The organism is Pontibacter aquaedesilientis, from assembly GCF_014773225.1.
Lineage (GTDB): Bacteria > Bacteroidota > Bacteroidia > Cytophagales > Hymenobacteraceae > Pontibacter > Pontibacter aquaedesilientis.
In genome coordinates this window covers 20,044-39,178 of sequence record NZ_JACXAJ010000010.1, presented here as the reverse complement: position 1 = coordinate 39,178, position 19,135 = coordinate 20,044, and the positions used below count along the sequence as shown (strand labels likewise).

Annotated in this window: 17 protein-coding genes; 9 read left to right on the top strand and 8 right to left on the bottom strand. The window is 50.7% G+C overall.

The window, feature by feature from the left end; genetic code table 11:
* Positions 1-23 precede the first annotated feature (23 nt).
* Genes H9Q13_RS16010 through ftsZ form a run of 6 tightly spaced genes read left to right on the top strand, consistent with a single transcriptional unit; the run spans position 24 to position 7,382 of the window.
* The gene (locus tag H9Q13_RS16010) at positions 24-1,166 is read left to right on the top strand and encodes an FtsW/RodA/SpoVE family cell cycle protein (protein ID WP_191184823.1); all 1,143 of its coding nucleotides are present in this window, start codon (positions 24-26) and stop codon (positions 1,164-1,166) included.
* Positions 1,159-2,271: an undecaprenyldiphospho-muramoylpentapeptide beta-N-acetylglucosaminyltransferase gene (murG, locus tag H9Q13_RS16005; RefSeq protein WP_191184822.1), complete on the top strand. Its 1,113-nt coding sequence runs from the start codon at positions 1,159-1,161 to the stop codon at positions 2,269-2,271. The genes H9Q13_RS16010 and murG overlap by 8 nt, the downstream gene beginning before the upstream one ends.
* On the top strand, positions 2,268-3,659 hold the full coding sequence (murC, locus tag H9Q13_RS16000) for a UDP-N-acetylmuramate--L-alanine ligase (protein WP_191184821.1): 1,392 nt from the start codon (positions 2,268-2,270) through the stop codon (positions 3,657-3,659). The genes murG and murC overlap by 4 nt, the downstream gene beginning before the upstream one ends.
* 4 nt (positions 3,660-3,663) lie before the next feature.
* Positions 3,664-4,425, top strand: coding sequence for a cell division protein FtsQ/DivIB (locus H9Q13_RS15995; protein ID WP_191184820.1), 762 nt, complete (start codon positions 3,664-3,666; stop codon positions 4,423-4,425).
* 12 nt (positions 4,426-4,437) lie between these two features.
* Positions 4,438-5,733: a cell division protein FtsA gene (gene ftsA, locus H9Q13_RS15990; protein WP_191184819.1), complete on the top strand. Its 1,296-nt coding sequence runs from the start codon at positions 4,438-4,440 to the stop codon at positions 5,731-5,733.
* Between the two features lie 47 nt (positions 5,734-5,780).
* Complete coding sequence (ftsZ, locus tag H9Q13_RS15985) at positions 5,781-7,382, top strand: cell division protein FtsZ (protein WP_191184818.1); 1,602 nt, start codon at positions 5,781-5,783, stop codon at positions 7,380-7,382.
* Between the two features lie 210 nt (positions 7,383-7,592).
* On the opposite strand, the gene H9Q13_RS15980 is transcribed toward ftsZ, so the two are convergent.
* The 4 genes from H9Q13_RS15980 to H9Q13_RS15965 all read right to left on the bottom strand — a co-directional run bounded on the left by H9Q13_RS15980 (position 7,593) and on the right by H9Q13_RS15965 (position 11,795).
* Positions 7,593-8,117 (bottom strand): NADPH-dependent FMN reductase, encoded by a 525-nt coding sequence (locus H9Q13_RS15980; protein ID WP_191184817.1) that lies wholly within the window; start codon positions 8,115-8,117, stop codon positions 7,593-7,595.
* Positions 8,118-8,261: 144 nt separating this feature from the next.
* Positions 8,262-9,017, bottom strand: a complete 756-nt coding sequence (locus H9Q13_RS15975) for a succinate dehydrogenase/fumarate reductase iron-sulfur subunit (protein ID WP_191184816.1) — start codon at positions 9,015-9,017, stop codon at positions 8,262-8,264.
* Between the two features lie 123 nt (positions 9,018-9,140).
* A complete protein-coding gene (locus H9Q13_RS15970; protein ID WP_191184815.1) occupies positions 9,141-11,075 on the bottom strand; it encodes a fumarate reductase/succinate dehydrogenase flavoprotein subunit in 1,935 nt (644 codons plus the stop codon).
* A gap of 21 nt (positions 11,076-11,096) precedes the next feature.
* Positions 11,097-11,795: a succinate dehydrogenase cytochrome b subunit gene (locus H9Q13_RS15965; RefSeq protein ID WP_191184814.1), complete on the bottom strand. Its 699-nt coding sequence runs from the start codon at positions 11,793-11,795 to the stop codon at positions 11,097-11,099.
* A gap of 228 nt (positions 11,796-12,023) precedes the next feature.
* Here H9Q13_RS15965 and H9Q13_RS15960 point away from each other — a divergent pair, with 228 nt between their 5' ends.
* The 3 genes from H9Q13_RS15960 to fabD all read left to right on the top strand — a co-directional run bounded on the left by H9Q13_RS15960 (position 12,024) and on the right by fabD (position 16,385).
* On the top strand, positions 12,024-14,783 hold the full coding sequence (locus H9Q13_RS15960) for a T9SS type B sorting domain-containing protein (protein WP_224744335.1): 2,760 nt from the start codon (positions 12,024-12,026) through the stop codon (positions 14,781-14,783).
* A complete protein-coding gene (locus tag H9Q13_RS15955) occupies positions 14,783-15,211 on the top strand; it encodes a thiol-disulfide oxidoreductase DCC family protein (RefSeq protein WP_191184813.1) in 429 nt (142 codons plus the stop codon). Before H9Q13_RS15960 ends, H9Q13_RS15955 begins: the two co-directional genes overlap by 1 nt.
* Before the next feature lie 292 nt (positions 15,212-15,503).
* Entirely contained in the window at positions 15,504-16,385 is an 882-nt protein-coding gene (gene fabD / locus H9Q13_RS15950) for an ACP S-malonyltransferase (protein WP_191184812.1), read from the top strand.
* A gap of 58 nt (positions 16,386-16,443) precedes the next feature.
* Here the strand turns inward: fabD and H9Q13_RS15945 are convergent, their stop codons facing one another.
* The 4 genes from H9Q13_RS15945 to H9Q13_RS15930 form a co-directional block, all read right to left on the bottom strand.
* The gene (locus tag H9Q13_RS15945; protein WP_191184811.1) at positions 16,444-16,938 is read right to left on the bottom strand and encodes a hypothetical protein; all 495 of its coding nucleotides are present in this window, start codon (positions 16,936-16,938) and stop codon (positions 16,444-16,446) included.
* A gap of 92 nt (positions 16,939-17,030) precedes the next feature.
* On the bottom strand, positions 17,031-17,648 hold the full coding sequence (locus H9Q13_RS15940) for a hypothetical protein (protein WP_191184810.1): 618 nt from the start codon (positions 17,646-17,648) through the stop codon (positions 17,031-17,033).
* Between the two features lie 97 nt (positions 17,649-17,745).
* A complete protein-coding gene (gene folK / locus H9Q13_RS15935; RefSeq protein ID WP_191184809.1) occupies positions 17,746-18,237 on the bottom strand; it encodes a 2-amino-4-hydroxy-6-hydroxymethyldihydropteridine diphosphokinase in 492 nt (163 codons plus the stop codon).
* Positions 18,230-19,087 (bottom strand): alpha/beta hydrolase family protein, encoded by an 858-nt coding sequence (locus H9Q13_RS15930; RefSeq protein ID WP_191184808.1) that lies wholly within the window; start codon positions 19,085-19,087, stop codon positions 18,230-18,232. The genes folK and H9Q13_RS15930 overlap by 8 nt, the downstream gene beginning before the upstream one ends.
* Between the last annotated feature and the right edge of the window lie 48 nt (positions 19,088-19,135).

Genomic DNA, 19,135 nt, shown 5'->3' with positions numbered 1-19,135 from the left:
TTTAACATTTAGCCAAAGGGAATATGATCAAGCAGTGGTTGCAGCGGAACCTGAAAGGGGACGCGGTGCTTTGGGGCATCGTGCTGATGTTCTCGCTTATCAGCATGGCGGTCGTGTATTCGGCCACCGGTACCTTGGCGTACAAACAGAAAGATGGGAACACAGAGTACTTCCTATTCAAGCACTCTTCCCTGATCTTCATTGGTCTGGCCTTTATGTGGCTGGCCCACAAGATCGATTACCGTTATTATTCCCGTCTGTCCTTGGTGGCGCTTATTCTGTCGGTGCCGCTGTTGCTCTACACCTTCTTTTTTGGATCGAACATTAACGAGGCATCCCGTTGGATCACGATCCCGGTTATCAACCAGACTTTCCAGCCTTCGGATTTAGCAAAGCTAGCGCTGATTTCATACTTGGCCAGTATGCTATCAAAAAAGCAAGATAAGCTTGATGACTGGAAACGTAATCTATTGCCAATTTTTGCCTGGACTGGCTTTATTTGTGCGCTGATCGCCCTGACGAACACCTCAACAGCGGTTTTACTTTTCCTGACAAGCCTCTTGTTAATGTTCATTGGTCGTGTCCCGATGAAATCGCTGGCAGTTTTTGTAATAGCAGGTGCCATGCTGGGTGGAGTAGGTTTAGCAGCGGGTCAGCGTTTGGGCACTGCTATCAGCAGGGTAGAAGCCTTCTTTAACGAATCTGAAACTGCTTTCCAGTTGGAGCAGTCTTACATCGCCATCGCCACAGGCGGCGTGGTTGGCAAGGGGCCAGGTAACAGTGATCAACGCGATATTTTACCGCACCCTTATTCCGACTTTATCTATGCGATCATATTGGAAGAGTATGGGTTACTGGGTGGTGCCTTGGTGCTCTTCCTATACCTTGCGTTGCTCTACCGTGGTCTCGTAACAGTTACCAAAAGCAATGGTGCCTTCGGGGGATTGCTGGCGGCGGGTCTTAGTTTCAGTCTGGTATTACAGGGCATGATCAACATGGGGGTGGCCGTTGGGTTGGGTCCGATCACGGGCTTGCCTTTGCCATTGCTGAGTATGGGGGGAACCTCGCTTATTTTCACAGGCATCTCGCTGGGCATTATTCTGAGCGTAAGCCGCACCGTGAAAGACGAAGAGACATTGAATGTAATAGTAAAAGCAAATGCCTGATCAGAAACAACCATATCGTTTCATCATAAGTGGCGGCGGCACAGGCGGGCATATATATCCGGCTGTAGCTATTGCTAACCAGATCAGAGCAGTATACCCGGATGCGGAGATTCTGTTTGTTGGCGCGATCGGGCGTATGGAAATGACGCGTGTGCCGGAAGCGGGGTATAAGATCGTGGGACTTTGGATCAGCGGACTTCAGCGCCGATTGACATTGGATAATCTGTCGTTCCCCTGGAAAGTGATTTCGAGTATCCGGATGTCGCATAAGATTATCCGTGAGTTCAAGCCGGATGCCGTGGTAGGCGTGGGGGGCTATGCCAGCGGACCGTTGCTTTATGCGGCTACTTCCAAAAAGATCCCGGCGCTTATTCAGGAGCAGAACTCCTACGCCGGCATCACCAACAAGCTGTTGGCCAAACGGGCGCAGAAGATCTGCGTAGCCTATAAAAACATGGAGGCTTTCTTCCCGGCAGAGAAACTTGTCCTCACTGGTAACCCGGTGCGGCAGGATATCATGGAAATACAGGGAAAGAGGAAAGAGGCGTTGCTTCACTTCGGGCTGACATCTGAAAAGAAAACTATCTTGGTGATAGGCGGAAGCCTGGGAGCCAGAACCATAAACGAAAGTATAGCGGCTGGCCTGCCATCTATTGTAGAGGCCGGCTACCAGCTGATCTGGCAAACTGGACGTGGCTATCACGAAAAAGCGCAGGAATTGGAGAAGCCTTATGCCAATCAAGGTATACGAGCTTTCGATTTTATCCGGCAGATGGACCTGGCCTATGCCGCCGCTGATGTAGTCGTGTCGAGAGCAGGCGCTCTGTCCATTTCAGAACTTTGTTTGGCTGGAAAACCGTCGATTTTGGTGCCTTCGCCCAATGTAGCCGAAGATCACCAGACGAAGAATGCCATGGCGCTGGTGCAGGAACACGCCGCCTTGTTGGTGCGCGATGTGGAGGCACAACAGGAATTGGTGCCGGCTGCTTTGCAACTGGCAGGAGACGAGCAGGAACAACAGCGACTTTCGCAGCACATATTGAAATTGGCGCGGCCAAATGCCGCTGTCGATATTGTAAACGAGCTTTTTAAACTGATCAAGTGAGACTGGAAGATTATAGATATATCTATTTCCTAGGCATTGGCGGTATCGGCATGAGCGCCATTGCCCGCTGGTTCTATGCCAAGGGTTTTCCGGTGTGGGGCTACGACAAGACCCGCACTCCGCTAACGGAGGCGCTTGAGCAGGAAGGTATACTGGTGCATTATGAAGATGATGTTAACCAATTGCCGGAGCAGATTCTGGCAGACAAGGCCGCAACCTTGGTTATATTGACGCCGGCTATACCTGCTGAGCATACCGAGTGGACTTTCCTGAAGGAACAGGGCTATACCATTAAGAAACGCTCGGAAGTATTGGGTATCATCACCGCTTCTGCCTATACCATAGCCGTGGCGGGTACCCATGGGAAGACAACCACTTCCTCCATCGTGACACACCTGCTGCACCATGCCGGGGTAGATTGTTCGGCTTTCCTGGGAGGTATAGCGACCAACCTGAATTCCAATTTGCTGATCAGCAGTGGCAAGGCAACAGAGGAAATCGTGGTGGTGGAGGCCGATGAGTATGATCGCTCTTTTTTGACTTTGTACCCGGATATCGCCATTGTGACATCTGCCGATCCGGACCACCTCGATATTTATGGTGACCGGGAGGAGATGATCCGGACTTTTCAGAAGTTCATCAGCCAGATAAAACCGGGAGGCTACCTGATATTGCAGCGCGACACAGACCCGCGCCTGACTGATAAAGTACAGGAGGGAGTAAACGTGATCCGGTATAGTTTGCAGGAGGGAGATGGGCATGTGCAGCACATGGAGATCGACGGACACTGGTTTAAATTTGATGCCCGAACACCCTTCGGTAACATAGCATGTTTGAAGCTTGGACTGCCTGGTTATCATAACGTTGAGAACGCACTGGCTGCCTTAGTGGCGGCTCAGATAAGGCAGGTTCCGGCGGATAAACTGGTGGCCGGCATGGAGAGTTACAGAGGGGTAAAGCGGCGCTTTGAAATTGTGTATGAAGGGGAAGGGAAGGTATACATCGACGACTATGCGCATCACCCAAAAGAGATCGATGCGTTTATGACGTCGCTGCGCGCTATGTACCCAAACAAGAAGTTAAAAGTGATATTTCAGCCGCACCTGTTCTCGCGCACACGAGACTTCGCAGACGAGTTTGCAGAGAGCCTGAGCAAGGCGGACGAGCTGGTGTTGCTGGACATATACCCGGCACGGGAAAAGCCAATCGCGGGAGTGACTTCCCAGATGATTCTCGACAAGGTAACTAGTCCGGTAAAGCAGCTGATTCAGAAAGATAAAATATTGCAATATTTGGCCGAAAACCCCAATTTTGAGGTATTGGCGACGGTCGGAGCCGGTGATATTGATACGTTAGTGAAGCCTATCAAAAATATTTTAGAAAATTAGTGCCATGGGCTTGAATAGTAAAATAAAATCTTTAATTTTTGCAGGTTGTAGCATTGTCTCTATCACTGCTCTGGCAGGATTTGCATCTTCACGCCAAAATGAAAAAAAGTGTGAAAAAGTGTCAATAAATATTGATAATGAGTACAACAATTACTTTATTGGGGATGAAGAAGTAAGAGACCTTTTGACCCGTGAAGGAGAGCGTAAATTAGAAGGATTGCCCAACCAGCAAATCGATCTGAAAAACCTTGAAAAGCGCATTGAAGCGCATAGTTTTGTGAAGGAGGCAGAAGTGTTCAGAGGATTGGATGGGAATATACAGGTAAGCATTAAACAAAACAGGCCTATAGCTAGAATTATACGACCAGATCAGGATGTCTACATTGACGCAGATGGTAACATGCTGCCCCTCTCAGAGAGATACACCGCTCGTGTAATACCTATTACGAAGACCATGGCCAACCGACCGTTCGGCAGGGATTTCTTCCAGGACTCTACAGGCCAGGCTTATATTTCCTTACTGCAGTTCATTGAGACTGATGAGTTTTGGAAAGCCCAGTTAGCCCAAATGCATATCGATGGGAAGGGCAAAGTTTATTTCTTGCCACAGGTTGGGGAGCATACCATTGAATTTGGAAAGCCGGAGCAAGCGGAAGAAAAATTCAAAAAGTTAATGGTCTTTTATAAAGAGGTGCTGCCCGTGATGGGATGGGACAAATATAAAAGAGTGAACGTGGAGTACGAAGATCAGATTATTTGTGAATAACATATACAGTATATGCAGAACGACAAAATAGTAGTAGGCTTGGACATCGGCACAACCAAAGTTTGCGCACTTGTTGGTCGGAAGAATGAGTATGGAAAGCTGGAAATCCTGGGGATGGGCAAAGCCATTTCGGAAGGTGTAGTGCGCGGTATTGTCAGCAACATCGACAAAACCGTAGAGGCGATAAAGAAAGCGATCCGTCAGGCTGAGGAGCAATCAGGTATCAACATCGGGGTAGTAAACGTGGGGATTGCCGGGCAGCACATTAAAAGCCTGCAACATAACGGTAGCATCACACGGCAGGTAACGGACCACGAAATAACGGTTGATGATGTGAATCGCCTGACAAATGACATGTACCGTCTGGTGACCCCTCCGGGAAGCGAGATCATTCATGTGATGCCGCAGGAATACAAAGTAGACTACGAGGAAGGTATAGTAGACCCGGTTGGTATGTCGGGCGTGCGTCTGGAGGGCAACTTTCATATTATCACCGCTCAGTCTAATGCCATCAATAACATCAACAAATGCATCTCGCGTGCCGGACTGGAGATTGATAATCTGATCCTGGAACCGCTGGCCTCGTGCATGTCTGTGCTGAGTGACGAAGAGAAAGAAGCCGGCGTTGCGCTGGTGGACATCGGAGGCGGTACAACGGATCTGGCCATTTTCAAGGACAATATCATCCGGCATACGGCAGTTTTGCCTTTCGGCGGCAATATCATCACCTCTGATATCAAACAGGGCTGCATGGTGATGCAAAACCAGGCAGAGCAGCTGAAAGTTAAGTTTGGGAAAGCGATTGCCGACGAAGCCTCTGAAAATGAGATCGTTTCGATTCCAGGCTTACGTGACCGTACGCCGAAAGAGATTTCCCTGAAAAATCTTGCTTACATCATCGAGGCAAGAATGGAGGAGATTGTGGAACTGATCTACGCAGAAATTGTTCGTTCTGGATACGCCAACAACCTGGCTGCCGGCATCGTGATTACTGGTGGTGGTGCGCAATTGCAGAATTTGGTACAGCTGGTAGAATACATTACAGGTATGGATACCCGTATCGGGTACCCGAACGAGCATTTGGGCAAGTCGAAGATCGACGCAGTGAAGAGCCCAATGCACGCAACTGGCGTAGGCCTGGTGCTGGCCGGTTACCAGTCGCTGGATCAGCGCACCGGAAACTTTGTGGAAATACCGCAGCAGAAGGAGTTCTCAAAGCCGGAAGCTACGAAGACTGTCAGCAAAGATGGAAACGGCATTGGCCTGTTCCAGAAGATCAAGGGCTTTTTGTCTGACGATATCGATTAATTGAGAAGCAAAATTATTAGAAACCCATAATAGCAGGAGATTTTAGCATGACTTCAATGTACAGTTTTGACTTGCCGGCAAGCGGTAAGTCTATCATTAAGGTGATTGGCGTCGGAGGTGGAGGCAGCAATGCGGTAAACCACATGTATAGCCAAGGCATCAAGGATGTGGAGTTCGTGATCTGTAATACAGATATGCAGGCTTTGAAGAGCAGCAGTGTTCCTAATAGACTACAAATAGGCTTGAACCTGACAGAAGGACTTGGTGCTGGCGCCAACCCTGAAAAAGGCAAACATGCTGCCCTCGAAAGCAAGGAAGAGATCCGTGAGTTACTGAGCAACGATACCAAGATGGTGTTTATCACGGCAGGTATGGGTGGCGGTACCGGTACTGGTGCAGCCCCGGTAATTGCCAAGGTTGCCAAAGAACTGGGTATCCTGACAGTAGGAATCGTAACGGCCCCTTTCGTGTTCGAAGGCAAGAAAAAGAAACTTGCTGCCGAAAACGGTATCAAGGAGCTGAGCGAGAACTGCGACACAATCCTGGTGATCCTCAATGATAAGCTGCGTGAGATGTTCGGTAACCTGACCATCCGTGAGGCTTTTGCAAAAGCTGACAACGTATTGACGACAGCTGCTAAATCAATTGCTGAAATTATCACCGTTACAGCCGAGGTGAACGTCGACTTTGAAGACGTGAAGACTGTGATGAAAGACTCTGGAGCTGCAGTGATGGGTTCTGCAACTACAGAAGGGGAGGGCCGTGCCCTTCGTGCCGCTGAAGAAGCGCTTTCTTCTCCTTTGCTTAATAACACTGACATCCACGGTGCTCAGAAGATCCTCCTTTCTATCATGTCTGGTGAGCAGGCTGAGCTTGAAATGGACGAACTGACTGAGATCACGGAATACATCCAGGACAAAGCCGGTCAGGAAGCCGAAGTTATTTTCGGTCACGGGATCGATTCTTCACTGGGACAGAGCATCCGGGTAACTGTTATCGCGACAGGTTTTGCGAGTGATGCCGATACGATCATCGAGCCTAAAAAAACAGTTTTTGACCTGGAGAGCCAAAAAAAAATTGAAGTAGCAGAGCCAGCAATGCCGGAAGCGGCTGAGGTTGTGAATTTTGTGGCGAAGCCTGTAATAGCACCTGTAGCGACCGCTCCTCAGCAAGCTGCCCCTCAGTTTGAGGTTCGCAGACCAATTGTTGAGCAACCACAGGCACCTGCGCCTCAGCAGCCGCAAGCTCCTGCTCCGCAGCAACAGCAGCAGCAACAGCAGTATCCGCAGCAGCCGCAACGTGTGGTTTTTGAGCTGGATGGTTTCTCCTCCCAAGACAACAACAGCAATGCCGCTTACACCGCTTCGCACCAGGAGGATTTAGCTACGAAGGAAGCAAAGCGCCTGACAGAGGAGCGTGAGTTAATGCAGCGTAGAGCTGAAGAAAGACGTGCCCGCCTCAGAATGCTGAGCAGCGAGATCACGACAGAGGCTATCAAGGAGAAACTGGATGTGCCGGCATATTTGCGCCGTAACGTCGCACTCGATAATGTAGTGCACTCCTCTGAGCGCAACATCTCTCGTTTCAATTTGAATGATGACAACGAAATACTAGGCGACAATCGTTTCCTGCACGATAATGTTGATTAGTACTATTGGTTTCTAAATAATGAAAAGAGCCTGCAAGCAATTGCAGGCTCTTTTTTTATGCAAGGACTTGCCTACGGCTATCTCAAATAGGAGCAAACATGGCAGGGTATAGGTCTTATAAGCTGTCGCCTTTCAGTGTCTCAGTAGCGTTGCCGGATGGTGTTCCTATACCTTAGAATTGCCTTTTTAAACTCTGACTAGTCTTCTTTCTTAGAAATGCAGGAACTGATCGATTTGCTGATTCAGCAGTTCCAGGTATAGCTCATTTGTAATAGTGGTGCCGTCGAAGTTTTTATCGATTTGGGCCAGTCGTGGTTTTAATGCCAGCACATGCATACCCAGATAATTGAAAATATCAGTGAGGTGGCTCATGGCAAGGCCGCTGCCCTGCACACCAGACGATAGGCCTACCAGGGCGGCCTTTTTGTTCTGGAAGGTGTTTGGGTATGCAAGCCCATCTATAAAAGCCTTGAGCACGCCCGGAAAGGAGCCGTTGTACTCCGGCACGATAAACACGAACTTGTTAGACTCACCGATCATGCTGCTCAGTTTGTTGAAAGTTTCATTGGTGCCAATGTTGTCATACAATGCCGAAGAGGTAAAATCAGCAGGTAAATCGGCTAGGTCGAGTATTTGGTATGCCGTGTTGCGCTGCTCAAGAAGCCTGGCATAAAGATTGGCGACTGCCCTGGAGTTAGATGCAGGTCTGTTTGTGCCGGTTATTATGGTGATCATGCAGTATGGGGTGTTTTACCTTAAACAGGTTGTATGGTCTTCGGTTTAAAAGAAGAACTGCTATTTACGATATGCTCTCTAAATAAAACAAAAAAGGCGAGAACAGTATGCCTGCCTCGCCTTTTTAAAATAATGTTGGAGTGCTTAGGCTACGTTCTCAGAACTTGCTTTAGCACCCAGATACTCACGGTTCATCATGGCGATGTTGTCCAGGGATATACCTACCGGGCACTCAGCAGCACAGGCTCCTGTGTTAGAGCAGGCACCAAAGCCTTCGATATCCATTTGGGCAACCATGTTCTCCACACGTGTTTTGCGCTCCACCTTGCCTTGTGGCAACATGGCCAGCTGCGATACCTTCGCGCTCACAAACAGCATGGCAGAGGCGTTCTTACAAGCCGCTACGCAGGCGCCGCAACCGATACAGGTAGCTGCGTCAAACGCTTTGTCAGCGATTGTTTTAGGTATAGCAATCTCGTTTGCGTCTGGTACACCGCCTGTGTTCACAGACACGTAACCACCGGCTTGCTGAATTCGGTCAAAGGCAGAACGGTCAACCACGAGGTCTTTGTATACCGGGAAAGCAGCTGCTCTCCAAGGCTCGATCGTGATGGTGTCGCCATGGTTGAAGTGGCGCATGTGTAGCTGGCATGTAGTAGTGCCACGCTCCGGACCGTGTGCACGGCCATTGATGAACAGGCTACACATACCGCAAATGCCTTCACGACAGTCATGATCGAAGGCAACCGGCTCTTCGCCTTTTACCAGCAACTCTTCATTGAGCACGTCCAGCATTTCCAGGAACGACATATCCGGGGATATACCGTTCAGTGGGTAAGTTACCAGCTGTCCTGCTGAGTTTTTATCTTTTTGGCGCCAAATCTTCAATGTGAGGTCCATTGGTTTAGCATTTGGATTACTTCCAGCCATTTCTTTATTAATTACGAATTAAGAATTATGAATTAAGAACTTTTAATTGTCTGTTGGCAGACCCATTACTCATTCCTAATTATTAATTAATCATTACTTGTAGCTACGCTGCGTTAGCTTCACGTTTTCGAACTTCAGTTCTTCCTTGTGCAAGATCGGGTTACCGCTAGTGCCGGCATACTCCCAAGCTGCCACATAGGCAAAGTTCTCGTCGTCGCGCAGGGCCTCGTTCTCAGGCGTTTGGTACTCCTCACGGAAGTGACCGCCGCAAGACTCGTTGCGGTGCAGCGCATCGTCTACCATAAGCTCACCCAACTCCAGGAAGTCAGCTACGCGGTGTGCCTTCTCCAGTGTCTGGTTCAGCTCTTCGTTCACACCCGTTACCTTCACGTCCTGCCAGAATTCATCGCGCAGCTTGCGGATTTCCTGCTTGGCAAACTGAAGTCCTTCCGCGTTACGGGCCATACCGCAGTAGTCCCACATAAGCAAGCCAAGTGCCTTGTGGAAATCATCCACCGTGCGGTTTCCTTTAATAGAAAGAAGACGGTCGGTGGTGGCTTTTACGTTCTGCTCCGCCTCTTTAAAGGCAGGGTGATCAGTGCTCACCTTATCGTAAGGTGTTTGCGCCAGGTAGTCACCAATGGTGTAAGGTATAACAAAGTATCCATCGGCCAGACCCTGCATCAGGGCCGAAGCACCCAGGCGGTTTGCGCCATGGTCAGAGAAGTTACACTCGCCAGTGGCATACAGGCCCGGGATGTTGGTCATCAGGTTGTAATCTACCCAAAGACCACCCATAGTATAATGCACGGCAGGGTAGATACGCATTGGTTTTTCGTATGGGTTCTCGTCTGTGATCTTGGCATACATCTCAAACAGGTTACCATACTTGGCAGCGATAGCAGGCTGCCCTTCACGCTTGATCGCGTCAGCGAAGTCAAGGTATACAGCAAGGCCGGAAGCACCTACGCCACGTCCTTCGTCACACATCAGTTTGGCGTTGCGTGATGCCACGTCGCGTGGTACGAGGTTACCGAAGGCAGGGTATTTGCGCTCCAGATAGTAGTCGCGGTCTTCTTCTTTGATATCGTTTACTGAGATTTCTCCTTTGCGCAGGCGCTGAGCGATCTCAACCGTTTTAGGTACCCAAACACGGCCGTCGTTACGCAGCGACTCAGACATCAGCGTCAGCTTAGACTGGTATTCTCCGGAAACAGGTATACAGGTTGGGTGAATCTGCGTGAAGCAAGGGTTTGCGAACAGAGCACCTTTCTTGTGCGCTCTCCAGGCTGCCGTGGCGTTAGAGCCCATGGCGTTGGTAGAGAGGAAGAACACGTTGCCGTAACCACCTGTTGCCAGCACCACGGCGTGTGCACTGTGCGACTCCACTTTACCTGTGATCAGGTTGCGCACTACAATACCACGGGCTTTGCCGTCCACCATTACTAAGTCCAGCATTTCGGTGCGCGGGAACATCTTCACTTTACCGTAAGCGATCTGACGGTTCAGGGCAGAGTAAGCACCCAGCAACAGCTGCTGTCCCGTTTGGCCACGGGCGTAGAACGTACGCGATACCTGCGCACCACCGAACGAACGGTTGGCCAGCAGTCCGCCATACTCACGTGCGAAAGGAACACCCTGCGCCACGCATTGGTCAATGATGTCTACAGACACCTGTGCCAGACGGTAAACGTTTGCCTCACGTGCACGGTAGTCACCACCTTTGATGGTGTCGTAGAACAGACGGAAGATCGAGTCACCGTCGTTCTGGTAGTTTTTGGCGGCGTTGATACCACCCTGTGCCGCGATAGAGTGTGCGCGGCGAGGAGAATCCTGGAAGCAGAACGCCTTCACGTTGTAGCCCAGTTCGCCTAATGTGGCAGCAGCAGAAGCACCGGCAAGGCCAGTACCAACCACTATAATGTCGTATTTACGCTTGTTGGCTGGGTTCACCAGCTTCACATTGAATTTATGCTTATCCCATTTTTCGGCTAAGGCACCTTCCGGGATTTTTGAATCTAATATCATAGCAACTATTGAAAGTTTATGTTATGCAGCGAAAAAGAAGTAGATCGGAATGATGGCAAAGCCAAAGCATACCAGAACAGAGAAAACAACACCGAAAGTTTTAATGAACGGCGTGTACTTTTTGTGCGTAAGACCCAGCGACTGAAACGCACTCTGGAAACCATGGATTAAGTGGTAGGCCAGGGCCACCATAGAAATCACATAAATAACAACATACCACCAAATCTGGAAAGATTGCACCACCTTCAGGTATAGGTTGTCATAGTCTACATTGTCAATCACTACACCATCAAGACCTTCAAGACCTGCTACACCACCAAAGCGGGCAGGTACGAAGAAATTCCAAAGGTGGATGATCAGGAAAACAAGGATCACGGTGCCTAGCAGGCCCATGTTGCGCGATGACCAAGTAGAATTCTCCTGCGGGTGGTTTTCTGAATAGCCAACAGGGCGAGCCGTCTTGTTGCGGCGCGTTAACACCAGGGCATCGTAAATGTGGAACACAAAGCCCAGCACCAGCACAATTTCCATGGTGCGGATAATGGGGTTGTTCGCCATGAAGTGAGAGTAGAGGTTAAAAGTCACACCATCGTCACCCTTGAATAGCGTCAGGTTTCCTATCAGGTGGACTACCAGAAAGGAGCACAGAAAAAGACCCGTTATAGACATGATGATCTTACGGCCGATTGTACTGGAAAACGTTTTAGTAAACCAATTCATCTGTATTTGTTAGAAGGTTAAATAATAAAGCTTTTTAATGCTCAAAGGTACAAGCAGACCCCTTATAAAACAATTTAAATAGCATATTTTGAATCAATCTAAATTGCAATGCGTAGGACTGAAAACCATATACAATTAACCCACTTATCTTTCATTTGTTGACAATAAAAAGGTAAAATATCAGTTTTCATTTTACCTTTGTTCAGCGCCAAATCTAACCCTACGCTTATGCCAAATAGTTTACGCTTGAGGTATTGCTTGCCTGGCCGCTTCGTGCTGTTGGTATTTGTATTGTTGTTAGGATTTGCTTACGAGGCTCAGGCAACTCATATCCGGGCGGGTGACATCACCGCCCGTCGGGATAACGCACCAAACCCGAACCCCCGCAAGTTCACCTTCACCATGGTCATTTACACAAAGACCAGCTCTCCTGCCGACGACCCCTTCGTGTTGATTTCGATGGGAGACGGCACTACCGTGCGGGTAGAGCGGCAGTCCGTGACCCCCGTGAAGCCAGATGTGGACCGGGAGGTATTTCAGTGGGAGTATACCTATGCCAATGCGGGCACCTACATTGTGACGTGGGTGGGGGAGAACCGGAACGGGGGAATCCTGAACATGGCAGCACCTACCGACCAGCTTTCCTTCTCTATCTCCACCACCATCTCCATCAACCCACTCCGTGGACTTAACAGCACCCCGGTACTGACGGTGGCCCCGATAGACGAGGCAACGGCAGGGGAAAGATGGGTGCACAACCCGGGCGCTATTGACGCCGACGGTGACAGTCTTTCTTTTAAGCTGATCCAGCCGCAGTACCGAAACCCATCCGGCGTGATCACCAATGTGCCCGGTTACCGCGATCCGCATACCGTTGACAATTGCCGGAACGCCACCAATACCGGGGCTTCTACCTTCACCCTGGATCCTGTTACAGGCCAGTTAACGTGGGATGCACCCTGCCGGCTCGGTGAATACAATGTGGCCTTTGTCGTAGAAGAATGGCGTGTGACAGCCGCCGGGGCCGTACTGATAAGCAAAGTAGTGCGCGACATGCAAATACTCGTTGTAGATGCCCGTAACCGGCCACCGGTGCTGGTTCCGCGCGACACCTGTATTGTGGCCGGCACCACCTTGACCACGACCATCACGGCCACCGATCCGGATAACCACCCGATTACCCTGACCGTGCCGGGCACAGGCGGCATTCTGCCTCCGGCCACTTTTACGATCACCCAGAATCAGCCTGGTCGCGCTGCAGGCCGTCTGGTGTGGAACACTACCTGCGAAAATGTGCAGGCCAGGCCATACCAGCTGATATTCCGGGCTGAAGACAATCCGCCGCCGCCGTCCAGACAGCTGGCCGACTTGCAACCCTACCGCATTACGGTGGTGGGGCCGCCCCCTCAGAATCTGATGGCAAATGCCGAAGACCGCAACGTGCGCCTGACCTGGGACCGCTATACCTGCCAGAATGCCTCGACCATACGCATTTACAGGCGAGAAGGGCCTTCCGGCTTTGTGCCGGGCCCTTGCGAAACGGGCGTGCCCGCCAGTACAGGCTATGTGCTGATCGCTGAAGTGAGCAAAGACCAAACGGAATACTTTGATGATAACAACGGACAGGGGCTCGCTGCCGGGGCAGAATATTGCTATATCATTTATGCCGAGTTCCCGCTCCCTGCAGGTGGCAAAAGCATCGCCTCGATGGAGGCTTGTGTGGTGCTGGAGCGCGATATTCCGTACATCACCAACGTAACCGTGGACCGCACCGACGTAACCAACGGGCAGATCACCGTTCGCTGGACACAACCGGGACCGGGTATAGAAAGACTGAATCCTCCGTTTGAGTACAGGCTGTTCCGTAAGGTGGGACAGGAGCCGGGAGGGACCTACCAGCAGGTGTTCACTTCCCGCAGACTGTCAGACACCGTGTTTGTGAACTCCGGACTGAACACCGAAGCGAATGCATACCGTTATAAACTCGAGTTCTACAGCACCAGAACCCCAGGGGGCACAGCGCCAAACATGCTGCGTGACAGTACCTCTGCTTCGAGCGTGCGACTTACCGCAGTGCCAACCAGTACGCAGAATAACCTTTCTGTCGCCCTGAACTGGACGTACAATGTACCCTGGCGAAATGAAGTGCTCCAGCACCAGGTATACCGTGTAGAAGGTGCTAACCTGGTTGAAATTGGCAGCGTGTCGGCCACAGCGACCAGTGGCACGTTTACCGACCGTGGCAGCGCCAGTGCCCCACTAGAACGCGGTAAAACCTATTGCTACGTAGTCCGGACGCAAGGCTCTTACCAGATAGATGGCCTGCCGGAGCCTTTGCAGAACTTCAGCCAGCAGGTATGCGTCAATATTCCACGTATCGTCTGTCCGCCTCAGCTCAGCATTGATGCGCTCAACTGTGAAGCCTTTTTTGCCAACCCAACGCAACCACCCTACCAGAACGTGCTGACCTGGGTACCACAAATCACAGGCGACTGTACCGACGAAATTGATTTTTACTCGGTGTATTTCAGAGGGCCAGGGCAGGAGGAGTACCAGAGAATAGCCACCACCAAAGAGACTACTTACACCCATACCGGGCTGGAGTCTTTCGCCGGCTGCTACTATGTGACAGCCACCAGTTTGTCTGGGGAGGAAAGTGAACCGAGCAATGAGGTGTGCAAAGACAATTGTATCTTCTTCCTGCTGCCTAACATTATCACCCCGAACGGCGATGGCAAGAATGACGTCTTCAGGCCAGACAGAAGGGCGGCGTTCATTCGCTCTACCAATTTCAAGGTGTTCAACCGCTGGGGTGTGAAAGTATACGAAAGCAGCCAGGACCCCTACATTAACTGGCCAGGCACTGACAATGACGGCAAACGTTTGACGGACGGGGTGTACTATTACGAAGCTGAAGTTGAATTTATTACCGTAGATCCAGCACAGGAAAGAAACACCTACAAAGGCTGGGTGGAGATCGTACGCTAATGACAAAGGAGGAACTGGAGCGGCTGCAGGGTTTGCCCATCGTGTTTTATGATGGCACCTGCGGCTTTTGCCAGGCCAGCATTCAGCTTGTGCTCAGGTATAACAAAAGGCAGAACCTACGCTTTGCCGCCCTGCAATCGGGTTTGGTGGAGCAGCTTGTGTCACCGGCGCAAGTGCCCAATCCTATGCCCGACTCCATTCTTTTCTTCGAAAACGGTCGGCTCTATACCGAGTCCGAAGCCGCTCTCCGAATTGCCCGCCATCTCATTTTTCCGTGGTCGGCGCTTTACTATTTCAGGTTTATTCCCTTATCTTTCCGCGATTTTGTGTATCGCTTCGTGGCGAAGCACCGCTACCGCATAGCAGGCCGCAACGAAGCCTGCCTGCTGCCCAGCCCCGAAGAGAGGGCCAGGTTTGTGGCGTATTAAATTGTTAAATGGTTAAATTGCTTTATTGTTAAATTGTTGGTGGGGCTTTGGCTTGAACTACGGCAATTGCTGTTGTGTGATTTTATATACTTCCGAGCCAAGTCTACGTGCAGATTTGTATATACCATGGTAAACATTGGTTATCTGCAGTACCGCCTAAGTAAGGTATAACTAGGGCTTACTGTAGACACAGACAGCCATTTATCAGTTTAACAATTAAACCATTTACCAATCAACCATTCAACAATAACAAGCAACAACCAGCAATCAACTATCAACAATATACATTAGCATGAAGAAGGCATACGTTTTCCCGGGACAGGGGTCGCAGTTTGTAGGTATGGGCAAGGACTTGTATGAGCAGCACGAAGCGGCTCGCCAGCTGTTCGACAAGGCGAACGAGATACTTGGTTTCAACATTACCGAGATCATGTTCAACGGTACTGACGAGGAGCTAAAGCAGACCAAAGTGACACAGCCGGCTATTTTCCTGCACTCCGTGGCGCAGGCAGCTGTTGCCAAAGATTTCCAGCCGGATATGGTGGCAGGTCACTCACTGGGCGAATTCTCTGCGCTGGTAGCCAGCAAGGTGCTGAGCTTTGAGGATGGTCTGCGTTTGGTATCGAAGCGTGCGCTTGCCATGCAGGCTGCCTGCGAAGCCAACCCGTCTACTATGGCTGCTATTCTGGGCCTGGAAGACGCGAAAGTAGAGGAGGTATGCGCCGCAGTGGAAGGCGAAGTGGTGGTTGCTGCCAACTATAACTGCCCGGGTCAGCTGGTGATTTCAGGCTCCAACAAAGGGATAGAGATCGCTTGTGAGAAAATGAAGGAAGCCGGCGCCAAGCGTGCACTGCCTTTGCCGGTTGGTGGGGCGTTCCACTCGCCGCTCATGAAGCCAGCCGAAGAGGAACTGGCCAAGGCGATCTATGAGACTACTTTTAGCCAGGGTATATGCCCGATCTACCAGAACGTAGACGCGCTGCCGCACACCGATCCGGAAGAAATCAAGCAAAACCTGGTAAAACAGCTGACCGCGCCGGTTCGCTGGACACAGTCGGTGCAGCAGATGGTAGCAGACGGTGCCACGCATTTTGTGGAGTGCGGACCAGGCAAGGTGTTGCAGGGACTTGTGAAGAAAATCGAGCGTACAGCGGAAGTAAGCTCAGCAGAGTAGGCATAAGCCATACCTGATACGAAAAGCCCTTTCTGATGTGAAATCAGGAAGGGCTTTTTTATGGACAGGCTATTCGGGGTATAGCCTGGGTATAGGGAGCAAACTCTTTGTTTTTGAGTACCCATAGGCCACTCTTTTCTTCCAGTTCACCGGTTTTCATCCAGATGGTGTCAGCCTCTATTTTGAAAATTCGCTCCTCTTTTGCCGTTACGCCTTCGGCCATGTAGGTATAGGTTGCTGTCAGAATACTGTCCTGTAATGTACCTGCCAGCGTGCCTTTCATGGTGTCTTTTTGGGAAGGCAGCCAATGCAGTATGCCTGTTACGGAATCTCCCTGTATGGTCAGGCGGATGAGCAGCGAATCGATGGCCTCTCCGGCGATGGTGGCTGGGCTACCTTTTGTTACCTGCAGAAAGCAAAGTTGCCGGACGGCATCCTGGCCTGGCTCAGGTATAGCGGGTGTGATTTTGGTATGTTCTTGCTCACCTGAGTTGCAGGAGACCAACAGATAAGGGAGAGTTAGGAGAAGGGTTAGTAGCGGGAGCTTTTTCATAGGTATACTACGAAGAGCCTGGTATTCAGGACATAGTTTATTTACCGGAGATAATAGACAATGGGAGCATCAGGCAGGTATAGCGGGAGCTGCTATACTTCGGTGACCGCCTCTAGGGGCGTTACTCCCATCCTGCTAAGCTCGTCTGAGAGCCTGGCTAGCTCTTTCCGGACAGTATCCCGCTCATAAAGTTGCGCTTCCGAGAGGTAAAGTATCCGGGCCAGGTATAGATTATCCTGTAAGTGGAGTTCCTGCACCAGCCGATTCAGAAGTGCCTGGTTTTGGCCAATATAGATCATGGGGGCAATCTCGACTGTGATGTTCTTTTGCTTGGGATGGATGATGTCGACCCTGAAAGAGTAGTTGCCCACTTTGCCGATCAGGTAAGTGGAGAGCTCCTTGATGATGGCGTTATACCCTTCCACAGCTCCCTCAAAGCCCAGTTCTGTAAAGGCGGGAAGGTCGAAGATGCGTTTCTTTTGCTGTAGCTTATTGTAATTATTCAGAAGCGCTATCAGAATCACGCCAGTTGCCAATATGGCCGAATAGAGCAAAGACCCCGGCAGGCGTTGCCCAATAACATGCATAGAAAAGCCATTCCTGAAGAGGGCAGGTATAAAAGTGAACGGCAGCGCCAACAGGAAAATAGTTAGGAAACCCCGTACTAGGCTTGCGCTTTCTGTTTTTATAATGGCGAAAAGGTCTTTCATGAAAGATACACGGCGACGGTAGTCGTGTTATATAAATACGTTTTTCTTTTTCAGGGTGCCTAAGCTGAAGCAATAAGCTGGTGAGTGTCTGCTGAACTTATGTAACAGGCGTAAAAGGCCGTACCTCCAACTCATCCGGGCAATTCTCCAACAGCGTCACTATACTCTTGCCTAGTACCGGATGTGTCATTTCTGGCGCAATCTCAGCCAATGGCAGTAATGTGAAGCGGCGCAGGTGCAACCGGGGGTGGGGGATGGTCAGGCGCGGGGTCTGAAAGGCGAGGTCATCGTAAAACAAGATGTCGATGTCGATGACGCGGGCACCCCAATGCTCCTGGCGCACACGGCCGAGTTCCTGCTCTATCTGATTGATCAGGAACAGGATGTATTCAGGGGTGTGCTCCGCCCATACCTCCACCACCTGGTTTAGGAAAGCGGGTTGGTCGGTGTTGCCCCAGGCAGCCGTTTCGTACAAGGCAGAGCTGCGCACAATGGGACCCACCTGGGCAGCAATGCGGTCGCGTGCCTGTGACAGGTAGCTGTTGCGGTCACCCAGGTTCCCGCCCAGCAGCAGGTATACTTTAGGCATGTTTCCCGAAAAAGGCAATGCTCAGATCAGCGGCAGTTTGGGCAGCTTCCGGAAGTTCTTCTTTCTCATAAGGATGCTGCCCTCCGAAAGAATGATCGGCGCCGGGAAGCAAGTGCAGCTCGGCGTCTGGTTTCCAGGTGTGCAGGTCGAGCGCCATTTGTACGGGTAGCGTTTCGTCTTCCTCGCCGTGCAGGATGAGCAGGGGCTGCTTCATTTTTTTGATTACTTTCGGTATATCCAGCCGCTCGACATTCTCCAGGTAGTCCTCGACAATTTGATAATAAAGCGGCATGCGCTGGCCGGTGCGGAAATTCGTTACCCACTGCACTCCTTCTTTCTTCCACTGCTGCTGCTCCAACTCGTCCCAACGCTGGTCAAAGTCGTTCACGGCAGCCCAGGTGGCTACGGCTTTCACACGCGGGTCTTCGGCGGCTTTCAGTATCACGGACCCGCCTCCGCGGCTGTGGCCAATCAGGTAAATGCGGCCAAGGTCCATCTCGCTCAAAGGCAGCGGACCATCTTGGTCGTGCACCAAATCGATCAGCGACTTGAGGTCCTCTAGTTCTATGCTGAAGTTGTTGCGCCCGAAAGCCTCCATGTCGTGCACATCGGCATAGTTGTCGACAGAGGTACCGTTGTGGGAGAAGTTGAACTTGATGAACACAAAGCCCCGCTCGCCGAAATACTGCGCCAGCAGATTGAAATGTCCCCAGTCCTTGAACCCCTTGAAACCGTGGGTATAGATCACGACTGGCTTTTGGGTTCCGTCCTGGGTATAGGTGGCGTCGGCGGTGAAGGGCCGCTCATGCTCCGGGTATACAACGAAGTCTACTTTCAGTGTCTCTGCCATGGTGTTGTGCTGTGTTATCAGAAGGCAATATAGTTAATTTTGGCAAGC

Excerpts from the sequence above, each read along its gene's own strand:
- H9Q13_RS16010 (WP_191184823.1), top strand. The coding sequence starts at position 24 with ATGATCAAGCAGTGGTTGCAGCGGAACCTGAAAGGGGACGCGGTGCTT.
- murG (WP_191184822.1), top strand. The coding sequence starts at position 1,159 with ATGCCTGATCAGAAACAACCATATCGTTTCATCATAAGTGGCGGCGGC.
- H9Q13_RS15995 (WP_191184820.1), top strand. The coding sequence starts at position 3,664 with ATGGGCTTGAATAGTAAAATAAAATCTTTAATTTTTGCAGGTTGTAGC.
- ftsA (WP_191184819.1), top strand. The coding sequence starts at position 4,438 with ATGCAGAACGACAAAATAGTAGTAGGCTTGGACATCGGCACAACCAAA.
- ftsZ (WP_191184818.1), top strand. The coding sequence starts at position 5,781 with ATGACTTCAATGTACAGTTTTGACTTGCCGGCAAGCGGTAAGTCTATC.
- H9Q13_RS15980 (WP_191184817.1), bottom strand. The coding sequence starts at position 8,117 with ATGATCACCATAATAACCGGCACAAACAGACCTGCATCTAACTCCAGG.
- H9Q13_RS15975 (WP_191184816.1), bottom strand. The coding sequence starts at position 9,017 with ATGGACCTCACATTGAAGATTTGGCGCCAAAAAGATAAAAACTCAGCA.
- H9Q13_RS15970 (WP_191184815.1), bottom strand. The coding sequence starts at position 11,075 with ATGATATTAGATTCAAAAATCCCGGAAGGTGCCTTAGCCGAAAAATGG.
- H9Q13_RS15965 (WP_191184814.1), bottom strand. The coding sequence starts at position 11,795 with ATGAATTGGTTTACTAAAACGTTTTCCAGTACAATCGGCCGTAAGATC.
- H9Q13_RS15960 (WP_224744335.1), top strand. The coding sequence starts at position 12,024 with ATGCCAAATAGTTTACGCTTGAGGTATTGCTTGCCTGGCCGCTTCGTG.
- H9Q13_RS15955 (WP_191184813.1), top strand. The coding sequence starts at position 14,783 with ATGACAAAGGAGGAACTGGAGCGGCTGCAGGGTTTGCCCATCGTGTTT.
- fabD (WP_191184812.1), top strand. The coding sequence starts at position 15,504 with ATGAAGAAGGCATACGTTTTCCCGGGACAGGGGTCGCAGTTTGTAGGT.
- H9Q13_RS15945 (WP_191184811.1), bottom strand. The coding sequence starts at position 16,938 with ATGAAAAAGCTCCCGCTACTAACCCTTCTCCTAACTCTCCCTTATCTG.
- H9Q13_RS15940 (WP_191184810.1), bottom strand. The coding sequence starts at position 17,648 with ATGAAAGACCTTTTCGCCATTATAAAAACAGAAAGCGCAAGCCTAGTA.
- folK (WP_191184809.1), bottom strand. The coding sequence starts at position 18,237 with ATGCCTAAAGTATACCTGCTGCTGGGCGGGAACCTGGGTGACCGCAAC.
- H9Q13_RS15930 (WP_191184808.1), bottom strand. The coding sequence starts at position 19,087 with ATGGCAGAGACACTGAAAGTAGACTTCGTTGTATACCCGGAGCATGAG.